This is a genomic window from Streptomyces sp. 7N604, assembly GCF_052245475.1.
Lineage (GTDB): Bacteria > Actinomycetota > Actinomycetes > Streptomycetales > Streptomycetaceae > Streptomyces.
Genome location: NZ_JBQQBX010000035.1, coordinates 24609 through 49796, shown reverse-complemented (window position 1 = coordinate 49796; position 25188 = coordinate 24609). Strand labels below are relative to the sequence as shown.

Genomic DNA, 25188 nt, shown 5'->3' with positions numbered 1-25188 from the left:
GGCCGGACGCGACCCTTGACCCGTGGGCGTTTCCTCCTCAATGTTGCCCTTGCGGTTGCGGCCTAAGAGACGCGTACCGCATGAGGAAACACCATAGGAATACCAGAAGCCCAGGGATCCGCCCACGACGAGGAGTACCCATGGCTCACGAGGTCCGCGCAGTCGTCGCCCGGCAGAAGGGCGAGCCCGTCTCGGTCGAAACGATCTCCGTACCCGAACCCGGCCCGGGCGAGGCGCTGGTGAAGGTCGAGGCGTGCGGCGTCTGCCACACCGATCTGCACTACCGCGAAGGCGGCATCAACGACGACTTCCCCTTCCTCCTCGGGCACGAGGCGGCGGGCCGGGTCGAGGCAGTCGGGGAGGGCGTCACCCACGTCGCGCCCGGCGACTTCGTCATCCTGAACTGGCGTGCCGTATGCGGCCAGTGCCGGGCCTGCCGCAAGGGCAAGCCCTGGTACTGCTTCGCGACGCACAACGCGACCCAGCCCATGACGCTGCTCGACGGCACGCCGCTCGCCCCCGCGCTCGGCATCGGCGCGTTCGCCGAGAAGACCCTGGTCGCCGCCGGGCAGTGCACCAAGGTCGACCCCCGGGCCCCCGCCACGGCCGCCGGCCTGCTCGGCTGCGGCGTCATGGCCGGCTTCGGGGCCGCGGTCAACACCGGCGCCGTGGGCCGTGGCGACTCGGTCGCCGTCATCGGGTGCGGCGGCGTCGGGATGGCCGCGGTCGCCGGATCGAGGATCGCCGGTGCGACCACCGTCATCGCCGTCGACATCGACGAGCGCAAGCTCGAACGGGCCCGGAGCATGGGCGCCACCCACACCGTCAACGGTTCCACGGCCGATGTGGTGGAGTCCGTACGCGAGCTGACCGGAGGGTTCGGCGCGGACGTGGTCGTCGAGGCCGTCGGCCGCCCGGAGACCTACCGCCAGGCGTTCTACGCCCGTGACCTGGCGGGCACGGTCGTGCTCGTCGGCGTCCCGACCCCCGAGATGAAGATCGAGCTGCCGCTCCTCGAGGTCTTCGGGCGCGGCGGCGCGCTCAAATCCAGCTGGTACGGCGACTGCCTGCCCTCGCGCGACTTCCCGACGCTCGTCGATCTCCATCTGCAGGGGCGCTTCGACCTCGACGCCTTCGTCTCCGAGACGATCGGGCTCGGGGACGTCGAGAAGGCCTTCGAGAAGATGCACCACGGCGATGTGCTGCGCTCGGTGGTGGTGCTGTAGTGGTCGGCGCGCTGCGCATCGAGCACCTCGTCACCAGCGGGACCTTCCGGTTCGACGGCGGCACGTGGGAGGTCGACAACAATGTGTGGCTCGTCGGAGACGACGATCAGGTCCTCGTCATCGACCCCGCACACGACGCCGACGCGATCCGGACTGCCGTCGGCGACCGCCGCCTGGCCGCCATCGTGTGCACCCACGCGCACAACGACCATGTGAACGCGGCCCCCGCCCTCGCCGACCGTACGGGAGCGCCCGTACTCCTCCACCCGGACGACCAGGTGCTGTGGAAGCTGGTGCACCCGCACCGGCAGCCCGACCGCGCCCTGGCCGACGGCGACGTCCTCGAGGTCGCGGGGACTGCGCTGCGTGTCCTCCACACGCCCGGGCACGCGCCGGGCGCGGTGTGCCTGTACGCGCCGGAGCTGGGCGTGCTGTTCAGCGGTGACACGCTCTTCGCGGGAGGGCCCGGGGCTACGGGGCGCTCGTTCAGCGACTTCGGCACGATCATCGCCTCGATCCGCGACCGGCTGCTCACGCTCCCGGGCGAGACCGTCGTGCACACCGGCCACGGCGAGACGACCAGCATCGGCGCCGAGGTCCCGTATCTCGAGGACTGGGTCGCCCGCGGCCGGTGACCCGCGGCTGACAGAGGCCCCGCGGCCGTCGGCTGACGGGGCCTCGCGGCCGTCCCGGCGCATCCCAGCGCGTCGGCGCCCCGGGACGCCGACCGCGAGGCCCCGCGCAGTACGGGCTCCCCACGGCCCGCATCCGGCCGTGACGAGGGAGAAGACCCCGATCGTCACGGCGAGTTCCCGCGCGACAGGGCTGTTTCCTGCTGCGCAAAAAGTTGCGTGAAAGCAAACGCCGCGCGTGCCGTTCCGCGTCGATTTCGGCTCCTTGACAAGGCATAGGGGCACCCTCACACTGGCGTTGCGTTCTTCGCATCTTGTTTCGCTATACGCACCGAGGTGGTCATGATGATTCCCGTGTGCCGTCTCGCTGATCTGCCGCGAGGCGAGGCCTACCGGCTCGAGACCGACCCCCCTGTCGCGGTGTTCCACACCGAGGACGGCGAGGTCTACGCGATCGACGACACCTGCACCCACCAGGACGCCGCTCTCTCCGACGGCTGGCTCGAGGGGTGCGAGGTCGAATGCCCGCTGCACGCCTCGAAGTTCGACCTGCGCACCGGCAGCGTGGACGCACCCCCGGCCAGGTTTCCGGTCCGCACGCACCAGGTCCTCGTCGAGGACGGCGTGATCTACGTCCTGCTGTCCGACGCCGTGCCGAACCTCCCGCCCTGCGCCGTCGCCCGCCTCAGCGGAGGCGTCGCGTGAGGAGCGTGGCCGTCGTCGGCGCCTCGCTCGCCGGTCTCTCGGCCGCCCGCTCGCTGCGCAAGCAGGGATACGACGGGCGGCTCGTCATCATCGGCGACGAGGCCCACCGCCCGTACGACAGGCCGCCGTTGTCGAAGGAGTTCCTCGCCGGAAAGGTCGACGAGGACGGCCTCGGGCTCGAGGCGGACGGCGAGGACCTCGGCGCCGAGTGGCTGCTCGGCGCGCGGGCCGCCGGGCTCGCCCGCGGCGACCGCTCGGTGCGGCTCGCGGACGGCCGCGAGGTCAGGGCTGACGGGGTCGTGATCGCCACCGGGGCGGCGGCGCGGACCCTGCCGGGGAGCGACGGTCTCGCGGGGGTGCATGTGCTGCGCACCGTCGAGGACGCCCGCGCGCTCCGCGACGACCTGGCGCGCGGCGGCAGCCTGGTCGTCATCGGCGGCGGGTTCATCGGCGCCGAGGTGGCCTCGACCGCGTACGGACTCGGGCTCGACGTGACGGTCGTCGAGGCGGCGCCGACGCCGCTCGCGGGCCCGCTGGGACCGGAGATGGGCGGCGTCGTCTCCGCGCTCCACGCGGACCACGGCGTCCGGCTGCTGTGCGGCACCGGGGTCCAGGGCCTCGTCGGCAACGGGCGCGTGGGCGCGGTCCTGCTCCGGGACGGCCGCCGCATCCCGGCCGACACCGTCGTCGTCGGGGTCGGTGCCCGCCCCTGCACCGACTGGCTCGAGGGAACCGGCGTGCCGCTGGAGAACGGCGTGCGGTGCGACGCGGCCGGTGCCACAGGCGTCCCCGGCGTCGTCGCGGTCGGCGACTGTGCGGCCTGGTACGACCCCGCCGTCGGGGCCCACCGCCGGGTGGAGCACTGGACCGGCGCGCGAGAACGCCCGGCGGCGGCCGTGGCGGCCCTGCTCTCCGGCGGCACGGCCGCGCCCGCCCCGACCCGCCCGCCGTACTTCTGGTCGGACCAGTACGGCGTACGGATCCAGTTCGCGGGGCACGCCGCGCAGGCCGACAGCGTCGCCGTCGAGGAGGGCGCGGCGTCCGACCGCAGCTTCCTCGCGGTCTACCGGCGCGCGGGCCGACCGGTGGCCGTGCTCGGCGTCGACCAGGCACGGCAGTTCACCCGCTGGCGCCGGCAGCTCACCGCCCCCTGACGACCCGACCCGACGACGTCTTCTGCGAGGAGTGCACTGTGACAACAACCGGCCTGCCCGAGAGCCTGATCACCACTCTTCCGGGCGGCTTCTACACGGACGCGGACATCTTCCGCCTCGAGCAGGAGCACATCTTCGAGTCGATGTGGTTCTGCGTGGCCCGCGCCTCCGAGCTGGCCGGGCCGGGGGCGTTCCGGACCGTGGACGTGGGGCGCGAGAGCATCCTGCTGACCCGCTCGCGGGACAACGCCGTGCGCGCCTTCTTCAACGTGTGCCGGCACCGCGGCGCGAAGCTGTGCACGCAGGAGTCCGGCGAGGTGAAGCGGGCGTTCCAGTGCCCGTACCACGCGTGGACGTACGACCTCCAGGGCAAGCTCGTCGCCGCCCCCAACCTCACGAAGATGCCGGACGTCGGCCGTACGGAATACGGGCTTGCGACGGTGGCGGTCCGGGAGTGGCTCGGCTACGTCTGGGTCTGCCTCGCGGACGCCCCGCCCTCCTTCGAGGAGCAGGTGGTCGGCGACGTCGTCGCGCGGCTCGGCGACACCGGGGCGATCGACCGGTACAACATCGCCGGTCTCGAGCTCGGGCGGCGCATCGTCTACGACGTCAGGGCGAACTGGAAGCTGATCGTCGAGAACTTCATGGAGTGCTACCACTGCGCGACGATCCACCCCGAACTCACCGAAGTGCTCCCCGAGTTCGCCGACGGCTATGCGGCGCAGTACTTCGTCGGGCACGGCGCCGCGTTCGGCGCGGAGGTCAAGGGGTTCACCGTCGACGGCTCCGAAGGGCTCGACCGCATCCCCACGGTCTCCGACGACCAGGACCGCCGGTACTACGCGATGACCGTCAAGCCGCAGGTCTTCATCAACCTGGTGCCGGACCACGTGATCTTCCACCGGATGTTCCCGGTCGCCGCCGACCGCACGGTCGTCGAGTGCGACTGGCTGTACCTCAAGGACGTGGTGGACAGCGGCAGGGACGTCAGCCGCTCCGTCGAGCTCTTCGACCGCGTGAACCGGCAGGACTTCGCTGCCTGCGAGCGTTGCCAGCCGGCCATGAGCTCCCGCCTGTACGCCAAGGGCGGCGTCCTGGTGCCCAGCGAGCACCACATCGGCGCGTTCCACACCTGGGTGCTCACCCGGCTCGGCAGGCGCTGACCCGGGCAACGCCCGTGCTGCCGACGGGTCTTCGGCTGAGGGGCAGGGGCCCGCCGACGCCGAGCGTCGTGGGCGGCGGCTCCATGGGGCGGCTCAGCCGAGGTAGCCGAGGCGGTGGCTGATCTCCTCCGCGCCCTCGAGCAGCAGCGGGGCGAGCTCGTGCATGCGCTCCTCGGTGAAGCGGTAGCCGGGCCCGGACGCGCTGATGGCGGCGACGACATCGCCGTACCGGGAGCGGATGGGCGCGGCCATGGCGTGCAGCCCCACCTCGAACTCCCCCAGCGTGAGCGAGTACCCGCGCTCGCGCGCCTCGGCGAGGGACTTCTCGAGCCGGGTCTTGGCGGTCACGGTGCGTGGTGTCACCTTCTTCATGCCGGTCTTCGCGAGCAGTTCCGCACGCTCCTTGGCCGGCAGATAGGCCAGCAGGATCTTGCCGCTGGAGGTGGCGTGCGGCGGCGTCAGCTGCCCCACCCAGTTGTGCGCGGTGACCGCCCCGGGGCCGCGCACCTGGTACAGGTTGATCGCATAGTGCTCCTGGAGGATGGCGATGTTCACCGTCTCGCCGATCTCCTCCGCAAGGCGTTCGCAGACCGGCCGGCCCTGCTGGGTGATGTCGATACGGTCGGTGACCGCACCGGCCAGGCGCACGATGCCGAAGCCGAGGCGGTACTTGCCGCGCTCCGCCGCCTGCTCGACGAGTCCGCGTGACTCCAGCGCCCCGAGCAGGCGGAACGCGGTCGATTTATGGACGTCGATCTCCGCCGCAACCTCGCTGACACCGGCCTCGCCGCGCTGGGCGAGGATCTCCAGGACGCTGACCGCGCGATCGACGGACTGCACCCCTCCGGCAGGCTGGGCTGCGTTGTCGACAGCTGCACTGTGGTTGCTCATGGTGCAACTATACGCGCGGTAACGAACAGGCCATGGGTGGTACTGCCGGAGGACCCTTGAGTGCAGGTTGCGCTGTTCGCAACTTAGTGCGTATGACGCTACTCGCGCTAGCATGCCCGGCGTATCGACGGCTCGGGGCACCCGGCCGAAGTCCCCCTGGGCCCGGCTCGGGCGGCCCGGGTGGGTCCCCCAGCGGTAGCCGGGGAGTGCCCCAAGGGAGAGACGAGGCAGCAATGGTGGCCACGCAGTACGACTTCGTCATCGTCGGCGGCGGCTCGGCGGGCAGTGCTCTGGCGAACCGGCTCTCCGCGGATCCGGGCAACCGCGTGCTGGTCCTGGAAGCCGGCAGGACCGACTACCGCTGGGACGTCTTCATCCACATGCCGGCCGCGCTGCCGTTCCCCATCGGCAGCCGCTTCTACGACTGGAAGTACGAGTCAGAGCCGGAGCGGCACATGCAGGGCCGGCGGATCTTCCACGCCCGCGGCAAGGTGCTCGGCGGGTCCAGCAGCATCAACGGGATGATCTTCCAGCGCGGAAACCCCATGGACTACGAGCGCTGGGCGTCCGACCCCGGAATGGAGACCTGGGACTACGCGCACTGCCTGCCGTACTTCAACCGGATGGAGACCTGTCTCGCCGCCGGCCCCGAGGACGCGTTCCGCGGTCACTCCGGACCCCTGGTCCTCGAGCGCGGCCCGGCCACCAATCCGCTCTTCCCGGCCTTCCTCGAGGCGGCGCAGCAGGCCGGATACCCGCTGACCGACGACGTCAACGGCTACCGCCAGGAGGGCTTCGCGCCCTTCGACCGCAACGTCCACCGCGGCCGCAGGCTGTCCGCCGCGCGCGCCTACCTCCACCCGGTCATGAACCGGCCCAACCTGGAGGTGCGGACCCGGGCCTTCGTCACGCGCGTGCTCTTCGAAGGCAAGCGCGCCGTGGGCGTCGAATACCGCCGCGGCCGCGGCGCGCCACGGCAGGTGCGCGCGGGCGAGGTCATCCTGTGCGGCGGCGCGATCAACTCGCCGCAGCTGCTCCAGCTGTCGGGCGTCGGCAACGCCGGTGAACTGCGGGCGCTGGACGTCGATGTGGTGCACGACCTGCCGGGGGTGGGGGAGAACCTGCAGGACCACCTGGAGGTCTACGTCCAGTACGCCTGCAAGCAGCCCGTATCGATGCAGCCGTATCTGAAGTGGCGGCACCGGCCGTGGATCGGGCTCCAGTGGCTGCTGCGCAAGGGGCCCGGGGCGACCAACCACTTCGAGGCGGGCGGCTTCGCCCGCAGCAACGAGGACGTCGCGTACCCCAACCTGATGTTCCACTTCCTGCCCATTGCGGTCCGCTACGACGGCTCTGCGCCGTCCGGCGGGCACGGATACCAGGTGCACGTCGGACCGATGTACTCCGACGCCATCGGCTCGGTGAAGATCAGGAGCAAGGATCCGTACGTCCACCCGGCGCTGCGGTTCAACTACCTGTCCACGGAGCAGGACCGCCGCGAGTGGGTCGAGGCGGTCCGGGTCGCCCGCCACATCCTCGGGCAGGCCGCGCTGGACCCCTACAACGGCGGAGAGATCTCCCCGGGGCCGGATGTGGACACCGACGAGGAGATCCTCGACTGGGTCGCGAAGGAGGGCGAGACGGCCCTGCACCCGTCCTGCACCTGCAAGATGGGCACCGGCGAGACGGCCGTGGTGGACCCGGGGACGCTGCGCGTTCACGGCCTGGACGGACTGCGCGTCGTGGACGCCTCGGTCATGCCGTATGTCACCAACGGCAATATCTACGCGCCGGTGATGATGGTCGCCGAGAAAGCGGCCGACCTCATTCTGGGCAACGAGCCGCTGCCGCCCTCGACGGCGGAGTTCTACCGGCACCGGCCCGGCGAGCAGCCGCCCGCCGGCCAGGAGCCCGCCGGCCAGGAGTCCGCCCAGCAGACGCCCGCCGAGCGCGGGCAGCGCCCCGGACCCGCCTGAGAAGGCGAGGCCATCTCGCATGCGGCCTGTGCCGTATCCCCGACGCGCCGTGCAGGTCCCCCTCGCCGGGGGCCTGCCGGAGCTGCTGCGCAGGGTCCGCTACGAGGTCCTGCCCACGCGGTCCGCCGAGGACAAGGTGGTCGGCTGCGTCCTGGCCGACGTTCCGGTCGCCGTCACGGCCTCGCCCGCCAGGGGCCTCGGCCCGACCCTGGATCTGGCGGTCGCGCTGGCCGGGCACGGCTACCGCGTCGTGCCGCACCTGCCCGCCCGGCAGCTCGTCGACGACGCGCACCTCGCGGACGTCGTCGACCGGCTCCTGGCGGCCGGCATCGACGATGTGTCGGGCCATGCTGGACCGCCTCGGCGGATGAGCGCCTCCGGCAGGCGCGGGACCCTTCACCGGAAGACGACGGTCCGACCCCCTCAGCGGAGGACGACGGTCCGACCCCTCAGCGGAGGACGACGGTCCGGCTGCCGTTGAGCATGACCCGGCTCTCGCTGTGCCACTGCACCGCGCGGGCGAGGACCTGCGCCTCGACGTCCCGGCCGATGGTGACCAGATCGTCGGGGTCGCGTGAGTGGTCGACGCGGACGACGTCCTGCTCGATGATCGGGCCCTCGTCCAGGTCGGGGGTCACGTAGTGCGCGGTGGCTCCGACGAGCTTGACGCCGCGTTCGTGCGCCTGCACGTACGGCCGTGCGCCCTTGAAGCCCGGCAGGAACGAGTGGTGGATGTTGATGGCCCGCCCTTCGAGCCGCTTGCACAGATCGTCCGAGAGGATCTGCATGTACCGGGCGAGCACCACGAGGCCGATGTCCAGCTCCTCGACGAGCGCCATCAGACGCGACTCCGCCTCGGCCTTCGTCTGCGCCGTCACCGGGATGTGGTGGAAGGGGACGCCGTAACTCTCCGCGAGCGGCCCGGCGTCGCGGTGGTTGGAGACGATCGCCGGGACATCGATGGTGAGCGCGCCGGTGCTCCGGCGGAACAGCAGGTCGTTGAGGCAGTGGCCGAACTTGGACACCATGATCAGAGTACGGGTCGGGGCCGATGCGTCGTACAGCTGCCAGGAGATCCGGTACGCCTCGGCCACCGGGACGAAACCGCGGCGCAACTCCTCCAGCGCAGTGTTCGGGTCCGAGACGCCGAAGTGCACCCGCATGAAGAAGCGGTCCTGCAGCCGGTCGTCGAACTGCCTGCTCTCCAGGATGTTCCCGGAGTGCCGTACCAGGAAGCCGGTCACCGCATGGACGAGCCCAGCCCGGTCGGGACACGAGAGCGTGAGGACGAACTCGCGGCCCGGGAGCGGTCGAGGGGACATCTCTCCTCCTCCGTTGATGCGTATTGCACAACAGGGTGGGTAATACGCAACATGGTCGGGGCCGTGGCGCGGCGGGTCAAGGCCTGCCGGGCAACTGCCCGGGGATACAAATCCACAGCTCACCCCCTTGACGTACGCCCGAGCGGTGGGTGAGGGTGTTCCGACTCCAGAAAACCGATGCGTGATACGCAACGAGACCCCCTCCGCGGACGCCGGAGGGGGAGCGCGGCGCGCCGCCGCTGCGTGCAGCCGATCAGAGGAAGAGGTCGATCGTGACTGCCACCGAGACACAAGGCCCGCCGCAGCGGGGCGCGTCCGAGGGCACCACCCCGGTCATATCCGTGCGCGGGCTGTGGAAGGTCTTCGGACCGAAGACCGCCGCACAGGTGCCGGGCTCGCCCGAGCTCCGCGGTCTCTCCCGCCGCGAGCTCATGGAAAGGACCGGCTGCACCGCGGCCGTCCGGGACGTCACGTTCGACGTCTCGCCCGGCGAGGTCTTCGTCGTCATGGGTCTGTCCGGCTCGGGTAAGTCGACGCTGGTCCGGTGTCTCACCCGGCTGATCGAGCCGACGGCGGGCGAGGTGGTCTTCGAGGGCGAGGACATCCGCGGCGCGGACGAGAAGCGGCTGCGCGAGCTGCGGCGGCGCAAGTTCTCGATGGTCTTCCAGCACTTCGGACTGCTGCCGCACCGCCGGGTCCTGGACAACGTCGCCTACGGCCTCGAAATCCGCGGGGTAAACAGGGCGGAACGGACAAAGCGGGCCATGGATGTCATCGAGCTCGTCGGTCTCGCCGGGAACGAGAACTCCTACCCCGACCAGCTCTCCGGCGGCATGCAGCAGCGGGTCGGACTGGCCCGCGCCCTCGCGGTCGACCCCGATGTCCTGCTCTTCGACGAGCCGTTCTCCGCGCTCGACCCGCTCATCCGCCGCGACATGCAGAACGAGGTCATCAGGCTCCACCGCGAGGTGGGCAAGACCATGGTGTTCATCACCCACGACCTGTCGGAGGCGCTCAAGCTGGGCGACCGGATCCTGATCATGCGGGACGGCCAGATGGTCCAGTGCGGCACGGGTGACGAGCTGGTCGGCGCACCCGCCGACGACTACGTCCGGGATTTCGTCTCGGACGTACCGCGCTCGCGGGTGCTCACACTCCGCTGGATCATGCGCCCCGCCGAGCCTGACGACCCGCTCGACGGGCCGGAGCTCGGCCCGGACGTGGTGGTCCGCGAGGCGACGCGTGCCGTGCTCGCCGCCGACAAGCCCGTGAAAGTCGTCGAGGACGGGAAGCTGCTGGGCATCGTCGGCGACGAGGAGATCCTCGCGGTCGTCGCGGGTGCGGAGGGCGGGGAGTAGTGGCTGCCCTCGCCGAGACGACGGCGCGCCTGACCGCGCCGCTGAGAGGGGGCCGCAAGCTCGCCGTGGCCGCCGTCCTCGCGGGCTGGGTCGTGCTGTGGCTCCTGCTGCGCGGGACCCACACGCTCCCCCTCGGTACCGCGGAACTGACCCCGCTGCACCGCGAGTTCAACGAGATCAACGACGCCATCGGCGCGAACCGCAACAGCAACCCGGTCTTCCTCTACTTCTTCAACGAGATCCGGCTGGTCATCGACAATCTCGTGACCTTCATCCAAGCCCTGATCTCGCAGCCCGGATACGGCCGGCCGGTCCCCGTCGTCGGCTGGCTGGGCGTCGTCGCCGTCGCGGGGTACGTCTCGTGGGCCTTCGGCAATCTGCGCGTCGCGGCGCTCGCCGTCGCCGGGTTCGTCCTCCTCGGCCTTCAGGGGCTGTGGCAGGAGAGCATGGACACCCTCGCCCTCACGGTGGCGGCGGTGCTCGTCTCCCTCCTCATCGGCATCCCGCTCGGCGTGTGGGCCGGACTGTCCGACCGGGTCAACCGCCTCATCACGCCGGTGCTCGACTTCATGCAGACGATGCCGACCTTCGTCTACCTGGCCCCGCTGACGCTGTTCTTCCTCATCGGCCCGGCCTCCGCCACCATCGCCACGCTCATCTACGCGACGCCCCCGGCCATACGCCTCACCGCGCACGCGATCCGCGGGGTTCCCGAGACGACGGTCGAGGCGGCGGAGTCGATGGGCTCGACGCGGCGGCAGACGCTCCTCAAAGTGCTGCTGCCCATGTCGAAGCGCACCATCGTGCTGGGCGTGAACCAGACCATCATGGCGGCGCTGTCCATGGTCACCATCGCGGCGCTGATCGACGCGCCGGGGCTCGGCAAGACGGTCATCAAGGCCCTCGAGACCCTCGACGTGGGCGTCGCCTTCAACGCCGGACTCGCCATCGTCGTCATGGCCATCGTGCTCGACCGGGTGACAACCGCGGCGAGCGTCCGCGTCGAGGAAGCCCGGCGCAAGGGCGGCCGCTTCCGGACGTGGCGGCGCCCACTGCTGCTGGCCGGCGGTGCGGCCACCGCGGTCTGCGTATGGCTGTCCCACACCTACGTCTGGGCGGCGGAGTTCCCCGGCGGCGCCGACCTGGGCGGCGCCATCGCCCGTACGGCGGACTCCGTGACCGCGTGGGCGCAGGACACACTCGCCGGGGTGACGGAAGCCCTGCGGGATGTCATCACCACGCTGCTGCTCAATCCGTTCGAGGAGCTGCTGACCGGCTCCCCGTGGTGGCTGGTCGGAGCGGTGCTGGTGGCCGTCGGCGGGCTGCTGGGCGGGTGGCGCGCGGGCGTCACCGCTGCCGTGTGCGTGGGGCTGATCGTCGCCTCCGGCCTGTGGCGGGACGGCATGACGACGCTGGCCTCCAGCCTGGCGGCTACGGTGATCGTGCTGGCCCTCGGCGTCGTCGTGGGCGTGTGGATGGGGCGCAGCACCCTGGTGGACCGGCTGGTCAGGCCCGTCCTCGACGCCGGCCAGACCATGCCCCCCTTCGTCTATCTCGTGCCGTTCCTCGCCCTGTTCGGCGCCAGCCGCTTCACGGCGATCGTCGCCGCGATCGTCTACGCGGCCCCGGTAACGATCAAGATCATCGCGGATGGGGTGCGCGCGGTGCCGCCGACCACGGTGGAGGCGGCGACAGCGGCCGGCTCGAGCAGCTGGCAGATCATCACCAAGGTGCAGCTGCCGATGGCCCGCACGTCCCTGACGCTCGCGACCAACCAGGGCCTGATCTATGTGCTGTCGATGGTCGTGGTGGGCGGTCTCGTCGGGGCCGGCGCCCTCGGTTACGACGTCGTCGCCGGATTCTCGCAGGGGCAGCTGTACGGCAAGGGCCTGGCGGCAGGCCTGGCCATCGTGCTGCTCGGTGTCATGTTCGACCGCATCACGCAGGCGGCGGCGCACCGGGCCGGAAGAGCGCCGCACGGGCGCTGACGCAAGAAGGGCAGGACATACGTGGTGAGGAACGTCATGACAGCAGGGCCGGCGGCGGCGGTGCGGCGCGGCGGACTGGCAGGCCTGGCGGCGCTGGCCCTCGTGCTCAGCGGCTGCGGCGGAGCCAAGGTCGGCGAGTCCGGCTCCGGAGGCGGCAAGGCCGGAGAGTGCGGCACCTTCAATCTGGCCATCAATCCCTGGGTCGGGTATGAGGCCAATGCGGCCGTCATCGCCTATGTCGCGAAGAAGGACCTCGGGTGCACGGTGGAGAAGAAGGATCTCAAGGAAGAGGTCGCCTGGCAGGGATTCGGGACGGGTGAGGTCGACGCGATCGTCGAGAACTGGGGCCACCCCGACCTGAAGAAGAAATACATGGAGCAGCAGAAGACGGCCGTATCCGCGGGAGAGACGGGCAACAAGGGAGTCATCGGCTGGTACGTGCCGCCGTGGATGGCCAAGAAGTACCCGGACATCACCGAATGGAAGAACCTCGACAAGTACGCCAAGCTGTTCCGGACCTCGGAGTCCGGCGGCAAGGGGCAGCTGCTGGACGGGGATCCGTCGTTCGTCACCAACGACGGCGCTCTCGTGAAGAATCTGAAGCTCGACTACAAGGTGGTGTACGCGGGCAGCGAGGCCGCGCTCATCCAGGCGTTCCGTAAGGCCGAGGCCCAGAAGACTCCGGTCCTCGGGTACTTCTACGAACCCCAGTGGCTCTTCTCGGAGCTGAAGCTCGTCAAGGTGAATCTGCCGGAGTACAAGGACGGGTGCGACGCCGACCCGGAGAAGGTCGCCTGCGACTACCCCGAATACGCCCTGGACAAGATCGTCAGCAAGAAGTTCGCCGACTCCGGCAGCCCCGCTTACGACTTGGTCAAGAATTTCACCTGGACCAACGAGGACCAGAATCTCGTGGCGCAGTACATCGCGCAGGACAAGATGTCGCCCGAGAAGGCCGCGGAGAAGTGGGTCGAGGCCAACCGCGAAAAGGTCGACTCCTGGCTCGGAAAGGGCTGATCAGGGAGGTCGGCGGAAGTTTTTTCCGTGCCCGGCGGGCTGCTGTGTCAGCCCGCCGGGCACTGCTGTTTTCCGGCCCGTGGCAGGCCTGTGACAGGCCGCCGTTCCCGGCGCAACGCTCCCTCTTGACACCACCTGGGGCGACCGGCACTGTGAGTTGCGCAACCTGATGCATGTTGCGCTCACAGCAACCAGACCGGTGTGGTGTTGGAGGGGTGGCGATGGCGGGACCGCGAGTGGTCATCATCGGCGCCGGCGTCGTGGGAGCGGCGCTGGCCGACGAACTGTCCTCCCGGGGCTGGACCGAGGTGACGGTCGTCGACCAGGGCCCGCTGCCCGCCACCGGCGGCTCGTCGTCCCACGCCCCGGGCCTGGTCTTCCAGACCAACCCCTCGAAGACGATGACCGAGCTGGCCCGCTACACCGTGGAGAAGCTCTGCTCCCTCGACGTCGACGGAGAACCCTGCTTCCTGCAGGTGGGCGGTCTCGAGATCGCCACCACGCCCGAGCGCCTGGCCGAACTCCGGCGCCGGCACGGCTGGGTCACCGCATGGGGCGTCGAGGCCCGGCTGCTGGGCCCGGACGAGTGCGTCGCGCGCCACCCGCTCGTCGATCGGGAGCGGGTGCTCGGCGGGCTGCTCGTCCCCACCGACGGCCTGGCCAAGGCCGTGCTCGCGGTCGAGGCCCAGATCCGCGCCGCCACGGCCCGCGGCGTACGGTTCCTCGCCCGCCACGAGGTCCTCGACATCCGTACGGACGGCGGGGACGAGAGCGGTGACCGCGTCAGCGCGGTCGTCAGCGACCAGGGCGACATCCCCGCCGACATCGTCGTGTGCTGTGCCGGCATCTGGGGCCCCAAGGTCGCCCGCATGGCCGGAATGAACCTTCCGCTGACGCCCCTCGCCCACCAGCTTGCGTGGACGGGACCGGTCCCCGCGCTGGCCGGGCAGGCACAGGAGGCGGTCCGCCCGATCCTGCGCCACCAGGACGCCGATCTGTACTACCGCGACTGCTTCGACCGGCTCGGCATCGGCTCCTACGGCCACCGCCCCATGCCCGTCGCCGCCGACGACATCGCCTCCGTTGACTCCGCCGGGCCGATGCCCTCCGTACTGCGGTTCACCGAGGACGACTTCGCCGATGCCTGGACCGAGACCCAGTCGCTGCTGCCCGCGACCCGGGAGGCCAAGGTCGAGGAGGGCATCAACGGGCTCTTCTCCTTCACCACCGACGGTCTTCCGCTCCTTGGCGAATCCCCGGAGGTGAAGGGCTTCTGGGTGGCCGAGGCCGTCTGGGTCACCCACTCCGCGGGCGTCGGCCGCGCCATGGCCGAGTGGCTCGTCGACGGCCACTGCTCCTCGTTCGACCTGCACGCGTGCGACGTCAACCGCTTCGAGCCGCACCAGCTCGCCCCCGACTACGTCCTGGCGCGCGACTGCCAGAACTTCGCCGAGGTCTACGACATCATCCACCCGCTCCAGCCGCCCGGCGCCCCGCGGCCGCTGCGCACCAGCCCGTTCCACGTCCGCCAGCGGGAACTGAACGCGTACTTCCTCGAGGCGTCCGGCTGGGAGCGGCCCCAGTGGTACTCCGCCAACGAGCCCCTCCTGGCCCGCTGGGACATCCCGGTGCCGAACGACTGGGCCGCACGGATGTGGTCGCCCGTCGTCGGCGCCGAGGCCCTGGCCACCCGCGAGGGCGTCGCGATGTACGACATGACGGCCCTCAAGCGGCTCGAGGTCACCGGCCGCGGAGCGGCGGCGTTCCTGCAGCGCATGACCACGGCCAACGTCGCCAAGTCCGTCGGCTCCGTCACGTATGCCCTGATGCTCGATCAGGACGGCGGCATCCGGAGCGACATCACCGTCGCCCGCCTCGGCCGCGACCGCTTCCAGGTCGGCGCCAACGGCAACCTCGACCTGGACTGGCTCACCCGGCACCTGCCCGCCGACGGCTCCGTCGCCGTCCGCGACATCACCCCGGGCACCTGCTGCATCGGCCTGTGGGGACCCAAGGCGCGCGAGGTCCTCCAGCCGCTCGCCGACGAGGACTTCTCGAACGACGGCCTGAGCTACTTCCGCGCCAAGCGCGCCCATATCGGCGCCGTCCCCGTCACGGCGATGCGCCTGAGCTACGTCGGCGAGCTCGGCTGGGAGCTCTACACGACCGCCGACATGGGGCTGAAGCTGTGGGACACGCTCTGGGACGCGGCGCGGCCTCACGGCGGCATCGCGGCCGGGCGCGGCGCCTTCAACAGCCTCCGCCTGGAGAAGGGTTACCGCTCCTTCGGTACCGACATGACCTACGAACACGACCCCTACGAGGCCGGACTCGGCTTCGCGGTCAGGCTCGACAAGGGCGACTTCATCGGCAAGGCCGCCCTGGAGCAGCGCAAGGCCGACGTACGCCGCCGGCTCACCTGCCTCACCATCGACGACCCGCGGGCCGTGGTGATGGGCAAGGAGCCGGTGTACGACGGCGACGCCTGCGCCGGCTACGTCACCAGCGCCGCGTACGGCTACACGATCGGCAAGGGCATCGCCTACGCCTGGCTGCCGGCCGGGCTCGCCACGCCCGGCCGCACGCTGCACATCGGCTACTTCGACCAGCGCATCCCCGCGGTCGTCGCCGAAGAGCCGCTGTTCGACTCGTCGATGACCCGCCTGCGCGGCTGACCAGGGGAGGCACAAGCGCATGGAGACACCTGCCCCGGGGGCCGCCCTTCCCGAGCACCCCGACTGGCTGTGGCGCACACCCGAGCCCAGGCGTTCGTACGACGTCGTCATCGTGGGCGGAGGCGGACACGGCCTCGCCACCGCCCACTACCTCGCGAAGAACCACGGGATCACCGACGTCGCGGTCCTCGAGCGTGGCTGGCTCGCGGGCGGCAACATGGCCCGCAACACCACCATCATCCGGTCCAACTACCTGTGGGACGAGAGCTCAGGCATCTACGAGCACGCGCTGAAGCTGTGGGAGGGGCTCGAGGACGATCTCGACTACCCCGTCCTGTTCTCCCAGCGCGGTGTGCTGAACCTCGCGCACAGCCTGCAGGACGTACGGGACAGCGTGCGCCGCGTGGAGGCCAACCGCCTCAACGGAGTCGATGCGGAATGGCTCGACCCGCGGCAGGTCAAGGACGTCTGCCCGATCGTCAACATCTCGCCGGACGTGCGCTACCCGGTGATGGGGGCGACGTACCAGCCGCGCGCGGGGATCGCCAAACACGACCATGTCGCCTGGGGCCTCGCCCGCGCCGCCGACGCCGCCGGAGTCGACCTCATCCAGAACTGCGAGGTCACGGGCATCGACGTGCGGGGTGGCCGGGTGACAGGGGTGCGCACCTCGCTCGGCCCGATCGCGGCGGGCAGGGTGGCGCTGTGCGCGGCGGGACACTCCTCGGTGCTGGCCGGGATGGCGGGCTTCGACCTGCCCCTCCAGAGCCACCCGCTGCAGGCTCTGGTCTCCGAACTGCTGGAGCCCGTACACCCCACGGTCGTCATGTCGAACGCGGTGCACGTGTACGTCAGTCAGGCCCACAAGGGCGAACTGGTCATGGGAGCGGGCATCGACGCGTACAACGCCTACACGCAGCGCGGCGCGTTCCACATCATCGAACGCCAGATGGCCGCGGCGCTGGAGCTGTTCCCGGCCTTCGCCCGCGCCCACGTCCTGCGTACCTGGGGCGGGATCGTCGATGTCAGCCCCGATGCCTCACCCATCGTCGGGCTGACCCCCGTGGACCACCTGTACCTCAACTGCGGCTGGGGGACCGGCGGTTTCAAGGCCACGCCGGGGGCCGGGTGGGCCTACGCCCACACCATCGCCCACGACGAGCCGCACCCGCTGAACGCCCCCTTCTCGCTGAGGCGCTTCACCACCGGCGCGCTCGTCGACGAGCACGGCGCGGCCGCGGTCGCCCACTGAACCGCACCGCCGAGGCGAGCGAAGAACAACACCGAGGAGCCCTGCGAATGCTGCTCATCCCATGCCCCTGGTGCGGGCCTCGCGACGAGGCCGAGTTCCACTACGGCGGTCAGGCGCACGTGCCCTACCCCGAGGACCCCGCGGCCCTCACCGACGAGGAGTGGGCCCGCTACCTGTTCTTCCGCGACAACCCCAAGGGGCCCTTCCCCGAGCGGTGGAGCCATGCGGCCGGCTGCCGCCGCTGGTTCAACGCCGTCCGGGACACGGCGACCAACGAGATCCTCGCCGTCTACCGCATCGGCGAGCCGAGGCCGGTGATCTCATGACCGCCCAGGAGTTCCGGCTGCCGGCCGGCGGGCGGGTCGCGCGCCATGAGCCGCTGACCTTCCTCTTCGACGGTGTGCGCTACGAGGGCTACCGGGGCGACACGCTCGCCTCCGCGCTGCTCGCGAACGGTGTCCACACCACCGGCACGAGCGTCAGACTCGGCCGCCCGCGCGGGATCTTCGCCGCCGGGAGCGAGGAGCCGAACGCCGTCGTCCAGATCGAGGCCCCCTTCCCCGAGCCGATGCTGCCCGCGACGACGGTCGAGCTGTACGACGGGCTCGAGGCGAGCAGCCTGCCGGGGCAGGGACGGCTGGCCACGGAGCCGGACCCGGCCAGGTACGACTCCGTGCACGCCCACTGCGACCTGCTCGTCGTCGGCGCCGGGCCCACCGGTCTCGCCGCAGCGGCAGCGGCCGCCCGCAGCGGCGCCCGGGTGATCCTCGCCGACGAGCAGCCCGAGCCCGGCGGCAGCCTGCTCGGCGCCGCCGATACCTCCCAACTGCTCGGCTGGGCCGCGGAGGTGAGCGCCGAGCTCCACGCCGCGGCCGAGGTACGGGTGCTGCGCCGCACCACGGTCGTCGGCCACTACGACGACAACTACGCGCTCGCCGTCGAGCGCCGCACCAACCACCTCGGCGGACTGGCCTCCGCTCATGTCTCGCGCGAGCGCGTATGGCGGATCCGCGCCCGCCGCGTCGTCCTGGCGACCGGCGCCCACGAGCGGTCCCTCGCCTTCGCGGGCAACGACCTGCCCGGCGTCATGCTGGCCGGAGCCGCCCGTACGTACGCGGTCCGGTACGGCGTGCTCCCCGGCCGCCGCGCGGTCGTCTTCACCACGAACGACAGCGCGTACGCCGCCGCACTCGACCTCGCCGCCGCCGGCGTGGACATCGCGGCGGTCGTCGACACCCGCCCGGAGGCGGGGGAGTGGGCCCGTCGCGCCGCACGGGCGGGCATCGAGGTGCTGCACGGGCACGCCGTCACCGGCTCCGCGGGCGAGCCGCGGGTCTCATCGCTCACCGTCGCTCCACCCGGCCAAAGCCCCGCGGCGGCCCGCGAGTTCGCCGCAGACCTCCTCCTCGTCTCCGGTGGCTGGAACCCCGTCGTCCACCTCTTCAGCCAGGCGGGCGGGCGGCTTCGGTACGACGAGACACTCGGCTCGTTCGTGCCGGACACCTGCCGCCAGGCTGTGGAGGCCGCCGGTGCCGCACGCGGTGTCCTCGACCTTCCGGGGTGCCTGGCCGACGGCGCGGCCGCCGGGTCCCGCGCCATCGAGGCCGAGGGCTTCACCACCCCCGGATCGCTTCCGCTCCCCCAGGTCCCCGAAGAGCCGTCCTCGCCCGCCGGGCACCTGTGGCTCGTCCCCGGAGCGGACCCCGGCCGCTCCTTCGTCGACCTCCAGCGCGATGTCACCGCCGCCGACCTCGCCCGCGCGACGGGTGCGGGGATGCGGTCGGTCGAGCACGTCAAGCGCTACACCACCGCCGGCACGGCCCACGACCAGGGCAAGACCTCGGGCGTGCTCGCGAGCGGCGTCGTCGCGCAGCTGCTCGGCGTCGGCGTCCCCGAGCTCGGTACGACGACCTTCCGCGCCCCGTACGCCCCGGTCGCCTTCGCCACGCTGGCCGGCCGGGACCGCGGTGCGCTGCACGACCCCGTACGTGTCACCGCGCTGCACGACTGGCACCTCGCGCACGGGGCGCTGTTCGAGAACGTCGGGCAGTGGAAGCGGCCGTGGTACTACCCGCTGGACGGCGAGGACATGGCGGCGGCGGTGGAGCGCGAGTGCCGTGCCGCCCGCGAAGGCGTCGCCTTCATGGACGCCTCGACGCTCGGCAAGATCGACGTTCAGGGACCGGACGCGGGTGTCTTCCTGGACCGGCTCTACACCAACATGGTGAGCACCCTGAAGGTGGGCATGATCCGCTACGGCGTGCTGTGCCGCGCCGACGGCATGGTCTTCGACGACGGCACCGTCATGCGGCTCGCCGAGGACCGCTTCGTGGCCACGACCACGACGGGCAACGCCGCGGCCGTCCTCGACTGGATGGAGGAGTGGCTCCAGACGGAGTGGCCGGACCTGCGCGTGCACTGCACCTCCGTCACCGAGCAGTGGGCCACCGTCGCCCTGGTCGGCCCCCGCTCCCGCGACGTGCTCGGCGGCCTCGCCCCCGGACTGGCCGTGGACGCCGAGAGCTTCCCGTTCATGGCCTGGCGCGAGGCGGCCGTCGCCGGAATCCCGGCACGGGTGTGCCGGATCAGCTTCTCCGGCGAGCTGGCGTACGAGATCAACGTGCTGCCGTGGGACGCGCTGGCGCTGTGGGAGGCCCTGTACGAGGCGGGGCGCCCGCTCGGCATCACGCCGTACGGCACCGAGACCATGCACGTCCTGCGGGCCGAGAAGGGCTACCCGATCGTCGGCCAGGACACCGACGGCACCGTCACCCCGCAGGACCTCGGGATGAGCTGGGTGGTGTCGAAGAAGAAGCGCGACTTCATCGGCAAGCGTTCGTACGCCCGCGCCGACACTCGCAGGCCCGACCGCAAGCACCTCGTCGGCCTCCTCCCGGACGACCCCGGCACCCTGCTGCCCGAAGGCGCGCATCTGATCGCCGGAGAACGTCCCCCAGCTACCTCCCCCTGGCGAAGCCAGGGGGAGGGCCCCCACCCCGAGCCGCCGGTGCCCATGCTCGGACACGTCACCTCCAGCTATCGCAGCGCGGCGCTCGGCCGGACCTTCGCCCTCGCCCTCATCAAGAGCGGCCGGGACCGGATCGGCGACCGGCTGTACGCGCCGGTCGGGGGCGAGCTGGTCCCCGTGACGGTCGCAAGCCCTGTTCTCCACGACCCCGAGGGGGCACGCCGCGATGGTTGAGACCGCTGCCCGGGCTGACATGGCTGCCCGCGCTGGAAGCACTGCCCGCGCTCGATCCGCCGGCCGCCGCAGCCCGTTGGTGCACGCTGCCGGACGGTTCGCCGCCGCGACACGCGCCTCCGGCGGAGCACTGCGCCTGGCGGAGTTCCCCTTCCTCACCCAGATGTCCGTGCGTCTCGACCCCAAGGGCCCCGCAGCGGACGCCGTCGGGCTCTCGCTGGGACTCCAGCTCCCGGTGGAGCCCAACACCGTTGTGCACGGTGGCGGGTTGGCGGCTCTGTGGCTGGGGCCCGACGAGTGGCTCGTCGTGGGACGCCCGGGGTCGCGGCACGACCTCGAGGCGCGGCTGCGCGCGGCAGTCGCGGCCGGGGAAGAGGCCGGGGAAGAAGGGGGCGCTGTCGTGGACGTCTCGGCGCAGCGCACCACCCTGCTCGTCGCCGGTCCCCGGTCCCGGGAACTGCTGGCCCACGGCTGCTCCCTCGACCTGCACCCCCGGTCCTTCGGAGCGGACCGTTGCGCGCAGACCACGCTGGCCCGCGCGCAGGTGGTGCTGGTAGCACGCGACCCGCACAAGCCGGGCTTCTGGGTGCTGGTGCGCTCCTCCTTCGCCGGCTACCTGGCCGACTGGCTGCTCGACGCCGCGGCGGAGTACACCGCGCGCCGATGACTACACGGCCGCCGCGGAGCGTACCGGCGCCTCGGATGACACCGGTGCGTCAGGCCTCTGACAACCGCCGCCCCGGTGGCCGCGACCGCTCGGCCCGGCGGGCCTCCCGCCGGGCCCTGCGCCGCTCGCGCCGCAGCGCCCGCGCCGTGCTGCTGGGCTCCGACACCACGCCGTTCCGCTGGTTCCACACCTGCCGGGTCACCCACACGTCCAGCACGCTCCACGTGGCCACGACGGTGCTCGCGACCGTACTGAGCACGGCGGGGAAGGCGAACCACGAGCCCGCCAGCGTGCAGAGAAACGCGACCATGGCCTCAATCAGCGTCACGGCGACGATGATCCAGGCCCGGACCGCGGCCGCGCGCACCGGATCCGGCATCCGCGGCCGTACAGCGGGCTCCTCGGTCCACAGCCCCCTGTGCCTCTCCCTGCACCTCTCGTCACCGCTGCCCCCGCGACCGGTCATGTCCGGTGCCCCGATGTCCGGTTCGGTGTCCATCCACCCTCACTCCCCTCACCAGGATCACGAATGGGAGGAGACCCGAAGTTCCCGGCGGACGTGTCTTTCCGGCCAACGTGGGGTCGAACGCGAAGACCGGCCGGACGGTATGGCCCACGAGCAAGGATGCGATGTCCGGTCATCATCGGACAACTCCGGATGAGGCCTCTGCGATGCTCGGGCGAACGGCCGGACGGGTCTTAGAGATGACAGGTGAGCAGTAGTAGGCTCGCGCCGTTTATGGAAACGGAATCGGAATCGGAACACCGCCCCCGCGCGCCGGGGTTGACGTAGGGGAGGCCATGCGCTTTCGCGGGAAGTCCATCCGCAGGAAGATCGTGGGGCTGCTTCTGGTGCCGTTGGTGTCCCTCACCTCCATCTGGGCCTTCGCGACAGTGATCACGGGCCGCGAAGCGAAGCAGCTTCTGGACACCGCCCAGATCGCGGACCAGGTCGGACTTCCGGCCGAGGACACCGTCCAGGCTCTCCAGCAGGAGCGCCGGCAGACCCTGGTCTACCTCGCGGACCCCCGGAGGTCGGACGGACTGCCCCGGCTCCACACCCAGGAGCGCGCCACCGACAGGGCCGTGGAGCTGCTGCGCGCCAACTCCCGCGAGGACGACGTACGCGACGGCATGGGATCCGACTCGGACTCCCGCCTCGACAACCTCCTCGACGGGCTGGCCGGCCTCGACACCCTGCGCCGCAAGGTCGAGGAGGGCACGGTCACCCGCCCGTACGCCTTCGCCGCGTACAACTCGCTCATCGACCCCGCCTTCGACTTCCTCAGCGCCCTGCACGCCCTCGACGACGCCGACATGGACAAGCAGGGCCGCGCGCTGGTCGGCATCACCCGCGCCCGCGAGGTGCTGGCCCGCGAGGATGCCCTGCTCGCCTCGGGACTCGCGGCCGGCCGGATGAGCAAGCGCGATCTGCGGTCCTTCTCCGACCTCGTCGCCAACCGCAAACTCCTCTACACCACCAACCTGCCGGTGCTCCCCACCACGGACAGCGCCGAGTTCGAGAAGTACTGGAACGGCCCCGACACCCTCGACCTGAGATCCACCGAGGACCGGGTCATCGACGCGGGTCCCCAGCACGCCCTGGACGACGTCAACGCCGAGCGGTGGAACGCCACCGCGGGCACCGTCCTCAAGGATCTCGACCGGATGGGCACCGAAGCGGGCGAGAGCTACCGCGACCGCGCGCAGCCGGTCGCCATCGACGTCCTGATCCAGGCGGCCGTCGCGGGCGTCCTCGGCTTCGCCGCCGTGCTGGTCTCACTCATCGTCTCCGCACGCATCGGCCGCGCCCTGGTCCGCGACCTCACCCAGCTGCGCAAGGAGGCCCACGAGGTCTCCGGCGTACGGCTGCCCAGCGTGATGCGCCGCCTCGCCGCCGGTGAGGAGGTCGACGTCGAGACCGAGGCTCCGCGCCTGGAGTACGGCCAGGACGAGATGGGCCAGGTCGGCAAGGCGCTCAACACGCTGCAGCGCGCCGCGCTCGAGGCCGCCGTCAAGCAGTCGGAGCTGCGGCGCGGCGTCTCCGAGGTCTTCGTCAACCTCGCCCGCCGCAGCCAGGTCCTGCTGCACCGCCAGCTCACCCTCCTCGACGCCATGGAACGGCGCACCGAGGACACCGAGGAACTCGCCGACCTGTTCAAGCTCGACCACCTCACCACCCGCATGCGGCGGCACGCTGAGGGCCTGGTCATCCTCTCCGGGGCCGCCCCCTCCCGGCAGTGGCGCAGACCGATCCAGCTGATGGACGTCGTCCGCGCCGCCGTCGCCGAAGTCGAGGACTACGAGCGGGTCGAGGTGCGCCGGCTGCCGCGGATGGCCGTGGCCGGGCCCGCCGTCGCCGACCTCACCCACCTCATCGCCGAACTCCTCGAGAACGCCACCGTCTTCTCGCCCCCGCACACCGGCGTCCAGGTGGTCGGAGAGCGCGTCGCCAACGGCTTCACCCTCGAAATCCACGACCGCGGCCTGGGCATGCCCCCCGAGGCCCTGCTGGACGCCAACCTCCGGCTCGCCGAGACCCCCGAGTTCGAGCTCTCCGACACCGACCGGCTCGGTCTGTTCGTCGTCAGCAGGCTCGCCCGGCGCCAGGGCGTACGCGTCTCGCTGCAGACCTCCCCCTACGGCGGCACCACCGCGGTCGTCTTCATCCCCGCGGCTCTCCTCACCGACTTCCCGGCCGACCAGTCGCCCGACGGCCGGGAACCGGGCGAGGAGACGGGGGAACGGGAGCCGGCCGGAGGCAGGCTCGCCGCGCTCGCCCAGGTCCCCGTACCCATGGCCGGGGGGAGCGGCCCCGCGCCCGTGATCGACGGCCCCGTGGAGCTGGAAGCGCCCGTCTCCGCCCTCGACGGGGACGACGACGAGGGCCTCATTTTCCGCGGCGGGCCGGGCGAGCGCGACTTGTGGCGGGGACGAAGGCCCGGCAGGAGCGACGCATGGCGCGAACGGCCCGCCGAGGTCGAGCCGTGGCGCGGCCCGGCCGCCCCCGTCCCCGGCGAGCAGCACCAGCAGGCCCGCGACGGCGCAGGACACGAGCAGACCCGCGAGACGGGCGGGCCCGAGGAGGTGCGCCCCGACGGCCTGGTGCCGCTGCCCCGCCGCCGCTCGCCGGTCCTGGTGTCCGACCACGGCCGGCCGGTCGGAGGACGGGACCGAAGGGGCCCCAGGGGCCGGAGCGAGCAGCAACGACCCGAGCCCGCGGAGACCACCGGAACGTCCGGGGAAGGGCTGCCCCGCCGGGTACGGCAAGCCAGCCTCGCCCCGCAGCTCAAGGCCCATCCCGCACCGCCGGCCGGGCAGGACACCCGGCCCGCGGACATCGAACCCGAGCGCGATGCCGAGGAGGTGAGGTCCCGTATGGCCTCCCTCCAGCGCGGCTGGCAGCGCGGCAGGGCCCACACAGGCGAGGACACCGGGTCCGCCGGGGACTCCGGATCAGGAACGACATCTGAGGGGGACGGTCGATGACCACACCGCACGCTGCTACGGCACACAACGGCCCGACGGGCGCGGCAGGTGAGCTGAACTGGCTCCTCGACGAACTGGTCGACCGCGTGGGCAGCATCCGCAAAGCACTGGTGCTGTCCGGCGACGGCCTGGCCAAAGGCACGTCGAAGGACCTGACGCGGGAGGACGGCGAGCACCTGGCCGCCGTCGCCTCGGGGTTCCACAGCCTCGCCAAGGGCGTGGGACGCCACTTCGAGGCGGGCACCGTCCGGCAGACCGTCGTGGAGCTCGACGAGGCCTTCCTGTTCGTCACCGCGGCCGGAGACGGCAGCTGCCTCGCCGTGCTCGCCGACGCCGACTCCGACGTCGGGCAGATCGCGTACGAGATGACGCTGATGGTCAGGCGGGTCGGCGTTCACCTGGGCACGGCGCCGAGGTCGGGACCCGTATCCGCTGCCGGGGGGTGACGGAGCGCCATGACAAGGAACGGGG

The 25188-nt window shown here is 71.4% G+C and carries 18 protein-coding genes and 1 pseudogene; 16 read left to right on the top strand and 3 right to left on the bottom strand.

Translation table 11 applies throughout. From position 1 onward, the window contains the following. Nucleotides 1-140: 140 nt before the first annotated feature. The 5 genes from ACTWP8_RS31465 to ACTWP8_RS31445 all read left to right on the top strand — a co-directional run bounded on the left by ACTWP8_RS31465 (nt 141) and on the right by ACTWP8_RS31445 (nt 4880). Entirely contained in the window at nt 141-1226 is a 1086-nt protein-coding gene (locus tag ACTWP8_RS31465; protein WP_443325485.1) for an S-(hydroxymethyl)mycothiol dehydrogenase, read from the top strand. Further along, nucleotides 1226-1861, top strand: coding sequence for an MBL fold metallo-hydrolase (locus ACTWP8_RS31460; RefSeq protein ID WP_443325484.1), 636 nt, complete (start codon nt 1226-1228; stop codon nt 1859-1861). The genes ACTWP8_RS31465 and ACTWP8_RS31460 overlap by 1 nt, the downstream gene beginning before the upstream one ends. A gap of 339 nt (nt 1862-2200) precedes the next feature. Continuing rightward, a complete protein-coding gene (locus tag ACTWP8_RS31455) occupies nt 2201-2563 on the top strand; it encodes a bifunctional 3-phenylpropionate/cinnamic acid dioxygenase ferredoxin subunit (protein WP_443317522.1) in 363 nt (120 codons plus the stop codon). Continuing rightward, complete coding sequence (locus tag ACTWP8_RS31450) at nt 2560-3717, top strand: NAD(P)/FAD-dependent oxidoreductase (protein WP_443325483.1); 1158 nt, start codon at nt 2560-2562, stop codon at nt 3715-3717. Before ACTWP8_RS31455 ends, ACTWP8_RS31450 begins: the two co-directional genes overlap by 4 nt. A gap of 38 nt (nt 3718-3755) precedes the next feature. After that, entirely contained in the window at nt 3756-4880 is a 1125-nt protein-coding gene (locus ACTWP8_RS31445) for an aromatic ring-hydroxylating oxygenase subunit alpha (protein ID WP_443325482.1), read from the top strand. 93 nt (nt 4881-4973) lie between these two features. On the opposite strand, the gene ACTWP8_RS31440 is transcribed toward ACTWP8_RS31445, so the two are convergent. After that, entirely contained in the window at nt 4974-5771 is a 798-nt protein-coding gene (locus ACTWP8_RS31440; protein ID WP_443317519.1) for an IclR family transcriptional regulator, read from the bottom strand. Nucleotides 5772-6004: 233 nt separating this feature from the next. Here ACTWP8_RS31440 and betA point away from each other — a divergent pair, with 233 nt between their 5' ends. Both betA and ACTWP8_RS31430 read left to right on the top strand, forming a co-directional pair. Continuing rightward, complete coding sequence (betA, locus tag ACTWP8_RS31435) at nt 6005-7747, top strand: choline dehydrogenase (RefSeq protein ID WP_443325481.1); 1743 nt, start codon at nt 6005-6007, stop codon at nt 7745-7747. A 28-nt stretch (nt 7748-7775) separates the two neighbouring features. After that, nucleotides 7776-8228: a hypothetical protein gene (locus ACTWP8_RS31430; protein WP_443325480.1), complete on the top strand. Its 453-nt coding sequence runs from the start codon at nt 7776-7778 to the stop codon at nt 8226-8228. Here the strand turns inward: ACTWP8_RS31430 and purU are convergent. Then, a complete protein-coding gene (gene purU, locus ACTWP8_RS31425; protein WP_443325479.1) occupies nt 8197-9069 on the bottom strand; it encodes a formyltetrahydrofolate deformylase in 873 nt (290 codons plus the stop codon). The genes ACTWP8_RS31430 and purU overlap by 32 nt on opposite strands. A 269-nt stretch (nt 9070-9338) precedes the next feature. On the opposite strand from purU, the gene ACTWP8_RS31420 reads away from it, so the two are divergent. From ACTWP8_RS31420 to ACTWP8_RS31390, 7 genes and pseudogenes are all read left to right on the top strand, one after another. Continuing rightward, the gene (locus tag ACTWP8_RS31420) at nt 9339-10427 is read left to right on the top strand and encodes a quaternary amine ABC transporter ATP-binding protein (RefSeq protein WP_443325513.1); all 1089 of its coding nucleotides are present in this window, start codon (nt 9339-9341) and stop codon (nt 10425-10427) included. After that, a complete protein-coding gene (locus tag ACTWP8_RS31415; RefSeq protein ID WP_443325478.1) occupies nt 10427-12415 on the top strand; it encodes an ABC transporter permease in 1989 nt (662 codons plus the stop codon). The genes ACTWP8_RS31420 and ACTWP8_RS31415 overlap by 1 nt, the downstream gene beginning before the upstream one ends. A 36-nt stretch (nt 12416-12451) precedes the next feature. Further along, nucleotides 12452-13432 carry an ABC transporter substrate-binding protein gene (locus ACTWP8_RS31410; protein ID WP_443325477.1) on the top strand — a complete coding sequence of 327 codons (981 nt, stop codon included), beginning with the start codon at nt 12452-12454 and terminating at the stop codon, nt 13430-13432. Nucleotides 13433-13653: 221 nt separating this feature from the next. Beyond that, nucleotides 13654-16107, top strand: coding sequence for a GcvT family protein (locus ACTWP8_RS31405; RefSeq protein ID WP_443325476.1), 2454 nt, complete (start codon nt 13654-13656; stop codon nt 16105-16107). Nucleotides 16108-16126: 19 nt separating this feature from the next. Further along, complete coding sequence (locus tag ACTWP8_RS31400; RefSeq protein ID WP_443325475.1) at nt 16127-17359, top strand: sarcosine oxidase subunit beta family protein; 1233 nt, start codon at nt 16127-16129, stop codon at nt 17357-17359. 47 nt (nt 17360-17406) lie between these two features. Next, nucleotides 17407-20561: pseudogene (locus ACTWP8_RS31395) on the top strand (sarcosine oxidase subunit delta family protein). Between the two features lie 19 nt (nt 20562-20580). Beyond that, nucleotides 20581-21228 carry a sarcosine oxidase subunit gamma gene (locus ACTWP8_RS31390; protein WP_443325512.1) on the top strand — a complete coding sequence of 216 codons (648 nt, stop codon included), beginning with the start codon at nt 20581-20583 and terminating at the stop codon, nt 21226-21228. 49 nt (nt 21229-21277) lie between these two features. Here the strand turns inward: ACTWP8_RS31390 and ACTWP8_RS31385 are convergent, their stop codons facing one another. Continuing rightward, the gene (locus tag ACTWP8_RS31385) at nt 21278-21727 is read right to left on the bottom strand and encodes a hypothetical protein (protein ID WP_443325474.1); all 450 of its coding nucleotides are present in this window, start codon (nt 21725-21727) and stop codon (nt 21278-21280) included. 302 nt (nt 21728-22029) lie between these two features. Between ACTWP8_RS31385 and ACTWP8_RS31380 the strand changes: the two genes are divergently transcribed. Both ACTWP8_RS31380 and ACTWP8_RS31375 read left to right on the top strand, forming a co-directional pair. Beyond that, complete coding sequence (locus ACTWP8_RS31380; protein ID WP_443325473.1) at nt 22030-24717, top strand: sensor histidine kinase; 2688 nt, start codon at nt 22030-22032, stop codon at nt 24715-24717. Then, on the top strand, nt 24714-25163 hold the full coding sequence (locus tag ACTWP8_RS31375) for a roadblock/LC7 domain-containing protein (protein WP_443317511.1): 450 nt from the start codon (nt 24714-24716) through the stop codon (nt 25161-25163). The genes ACTWP8_RS31380 and ACTWP8_RS31375 overlap by 4 nt, the downstream gene beginning before the upstream one ends. Nucleotides 25164-25188 lie beyond the last annotated feature (25 nt).

Coding starts and splice junctions, on each gene's coding strand:
- ACTWP8_RS31465 (WP_443325485.1), top strand. CDS start 141: ATGGCTCACGAGGTCCGCGCAGTCGTCGCCCGGCAGAAGGGCGAGCCC.
- ACTWP8_RS31455 (WP_443317522.1), top strand. CDS start 2,201: ATGATGATTCCCGTGTGCCGTCTCGCTGATCTGCCGCGAGGCGAGGCC.
- ACTWP8_RS31440 (WP_443317519.1), bottom strand. CDS start 5,771: ATGAGCAACCACAGTGCAGCTGTCGACAACGCAGCCCAGCCTGCCGGA.
- betA (WP_443325481.1), top strand. CDS start 6,005: ATGGTGGCCACGCAGTACGACTTCGTCATCGTCGGCGGCGGCTCGGCG.
- purU (WP_443325479.1), bottom strand. CDS start 9,069: ATGTCCCCTCGACCGCTCCCGGGCCGCGAGTTCGTCCTCACGCTCTCG.
- ACTWP8_RS31410 (WP_443325477.1), top strand. CDS start 12,452: ATGACAGCAGGGCCGGCGGCGGCGGTGCGGCGCGGCGGACTGGCAGGC.
- ACTWP8_RS31405 (WP_443325476.1), top strand. CDS start 13,654: ATGGCGGGACCGCGAGTGGTCATCATCGGCGCCGGCGTCGTGGGAGCG.
- ACTWP8_RS31400 (WP_443325475.1), top strand. CDS start 16,127: ATGGAGACACCTGCCCCGGGGGCCGCCCTTCCCGAGCACCCCGACTGG.
- ACTWP8_RS31390 (WP_443325512.1), top strand. CDS start 20,581: ATGGCTGCCCGCGCTGGAAGCACTGCCCGCGCTCGATCCGCCGGCCGC.
- ACTWP8_RS31385 (WP_443325474.1), bottom strand. CDS start 21,727: ATGGACACCGAACCGGACATCGGGGCACCGGACATGACCGGTCGCGGG.
- ACTWP8_RS31380 (WP_443325473.1), top strand. CDS start 22,030: ATGCGCTTTCGCGGGAAGTCCATCCGCAGGAAGATCGTGGGGCTGCTT.
- ACTWP8_RS31375 (WP_443317511.1), top strand. CDS start 24,714: ATGACCACACCGCACGCTGCTACGGCACACAACGGCCCGACGGGCGCG.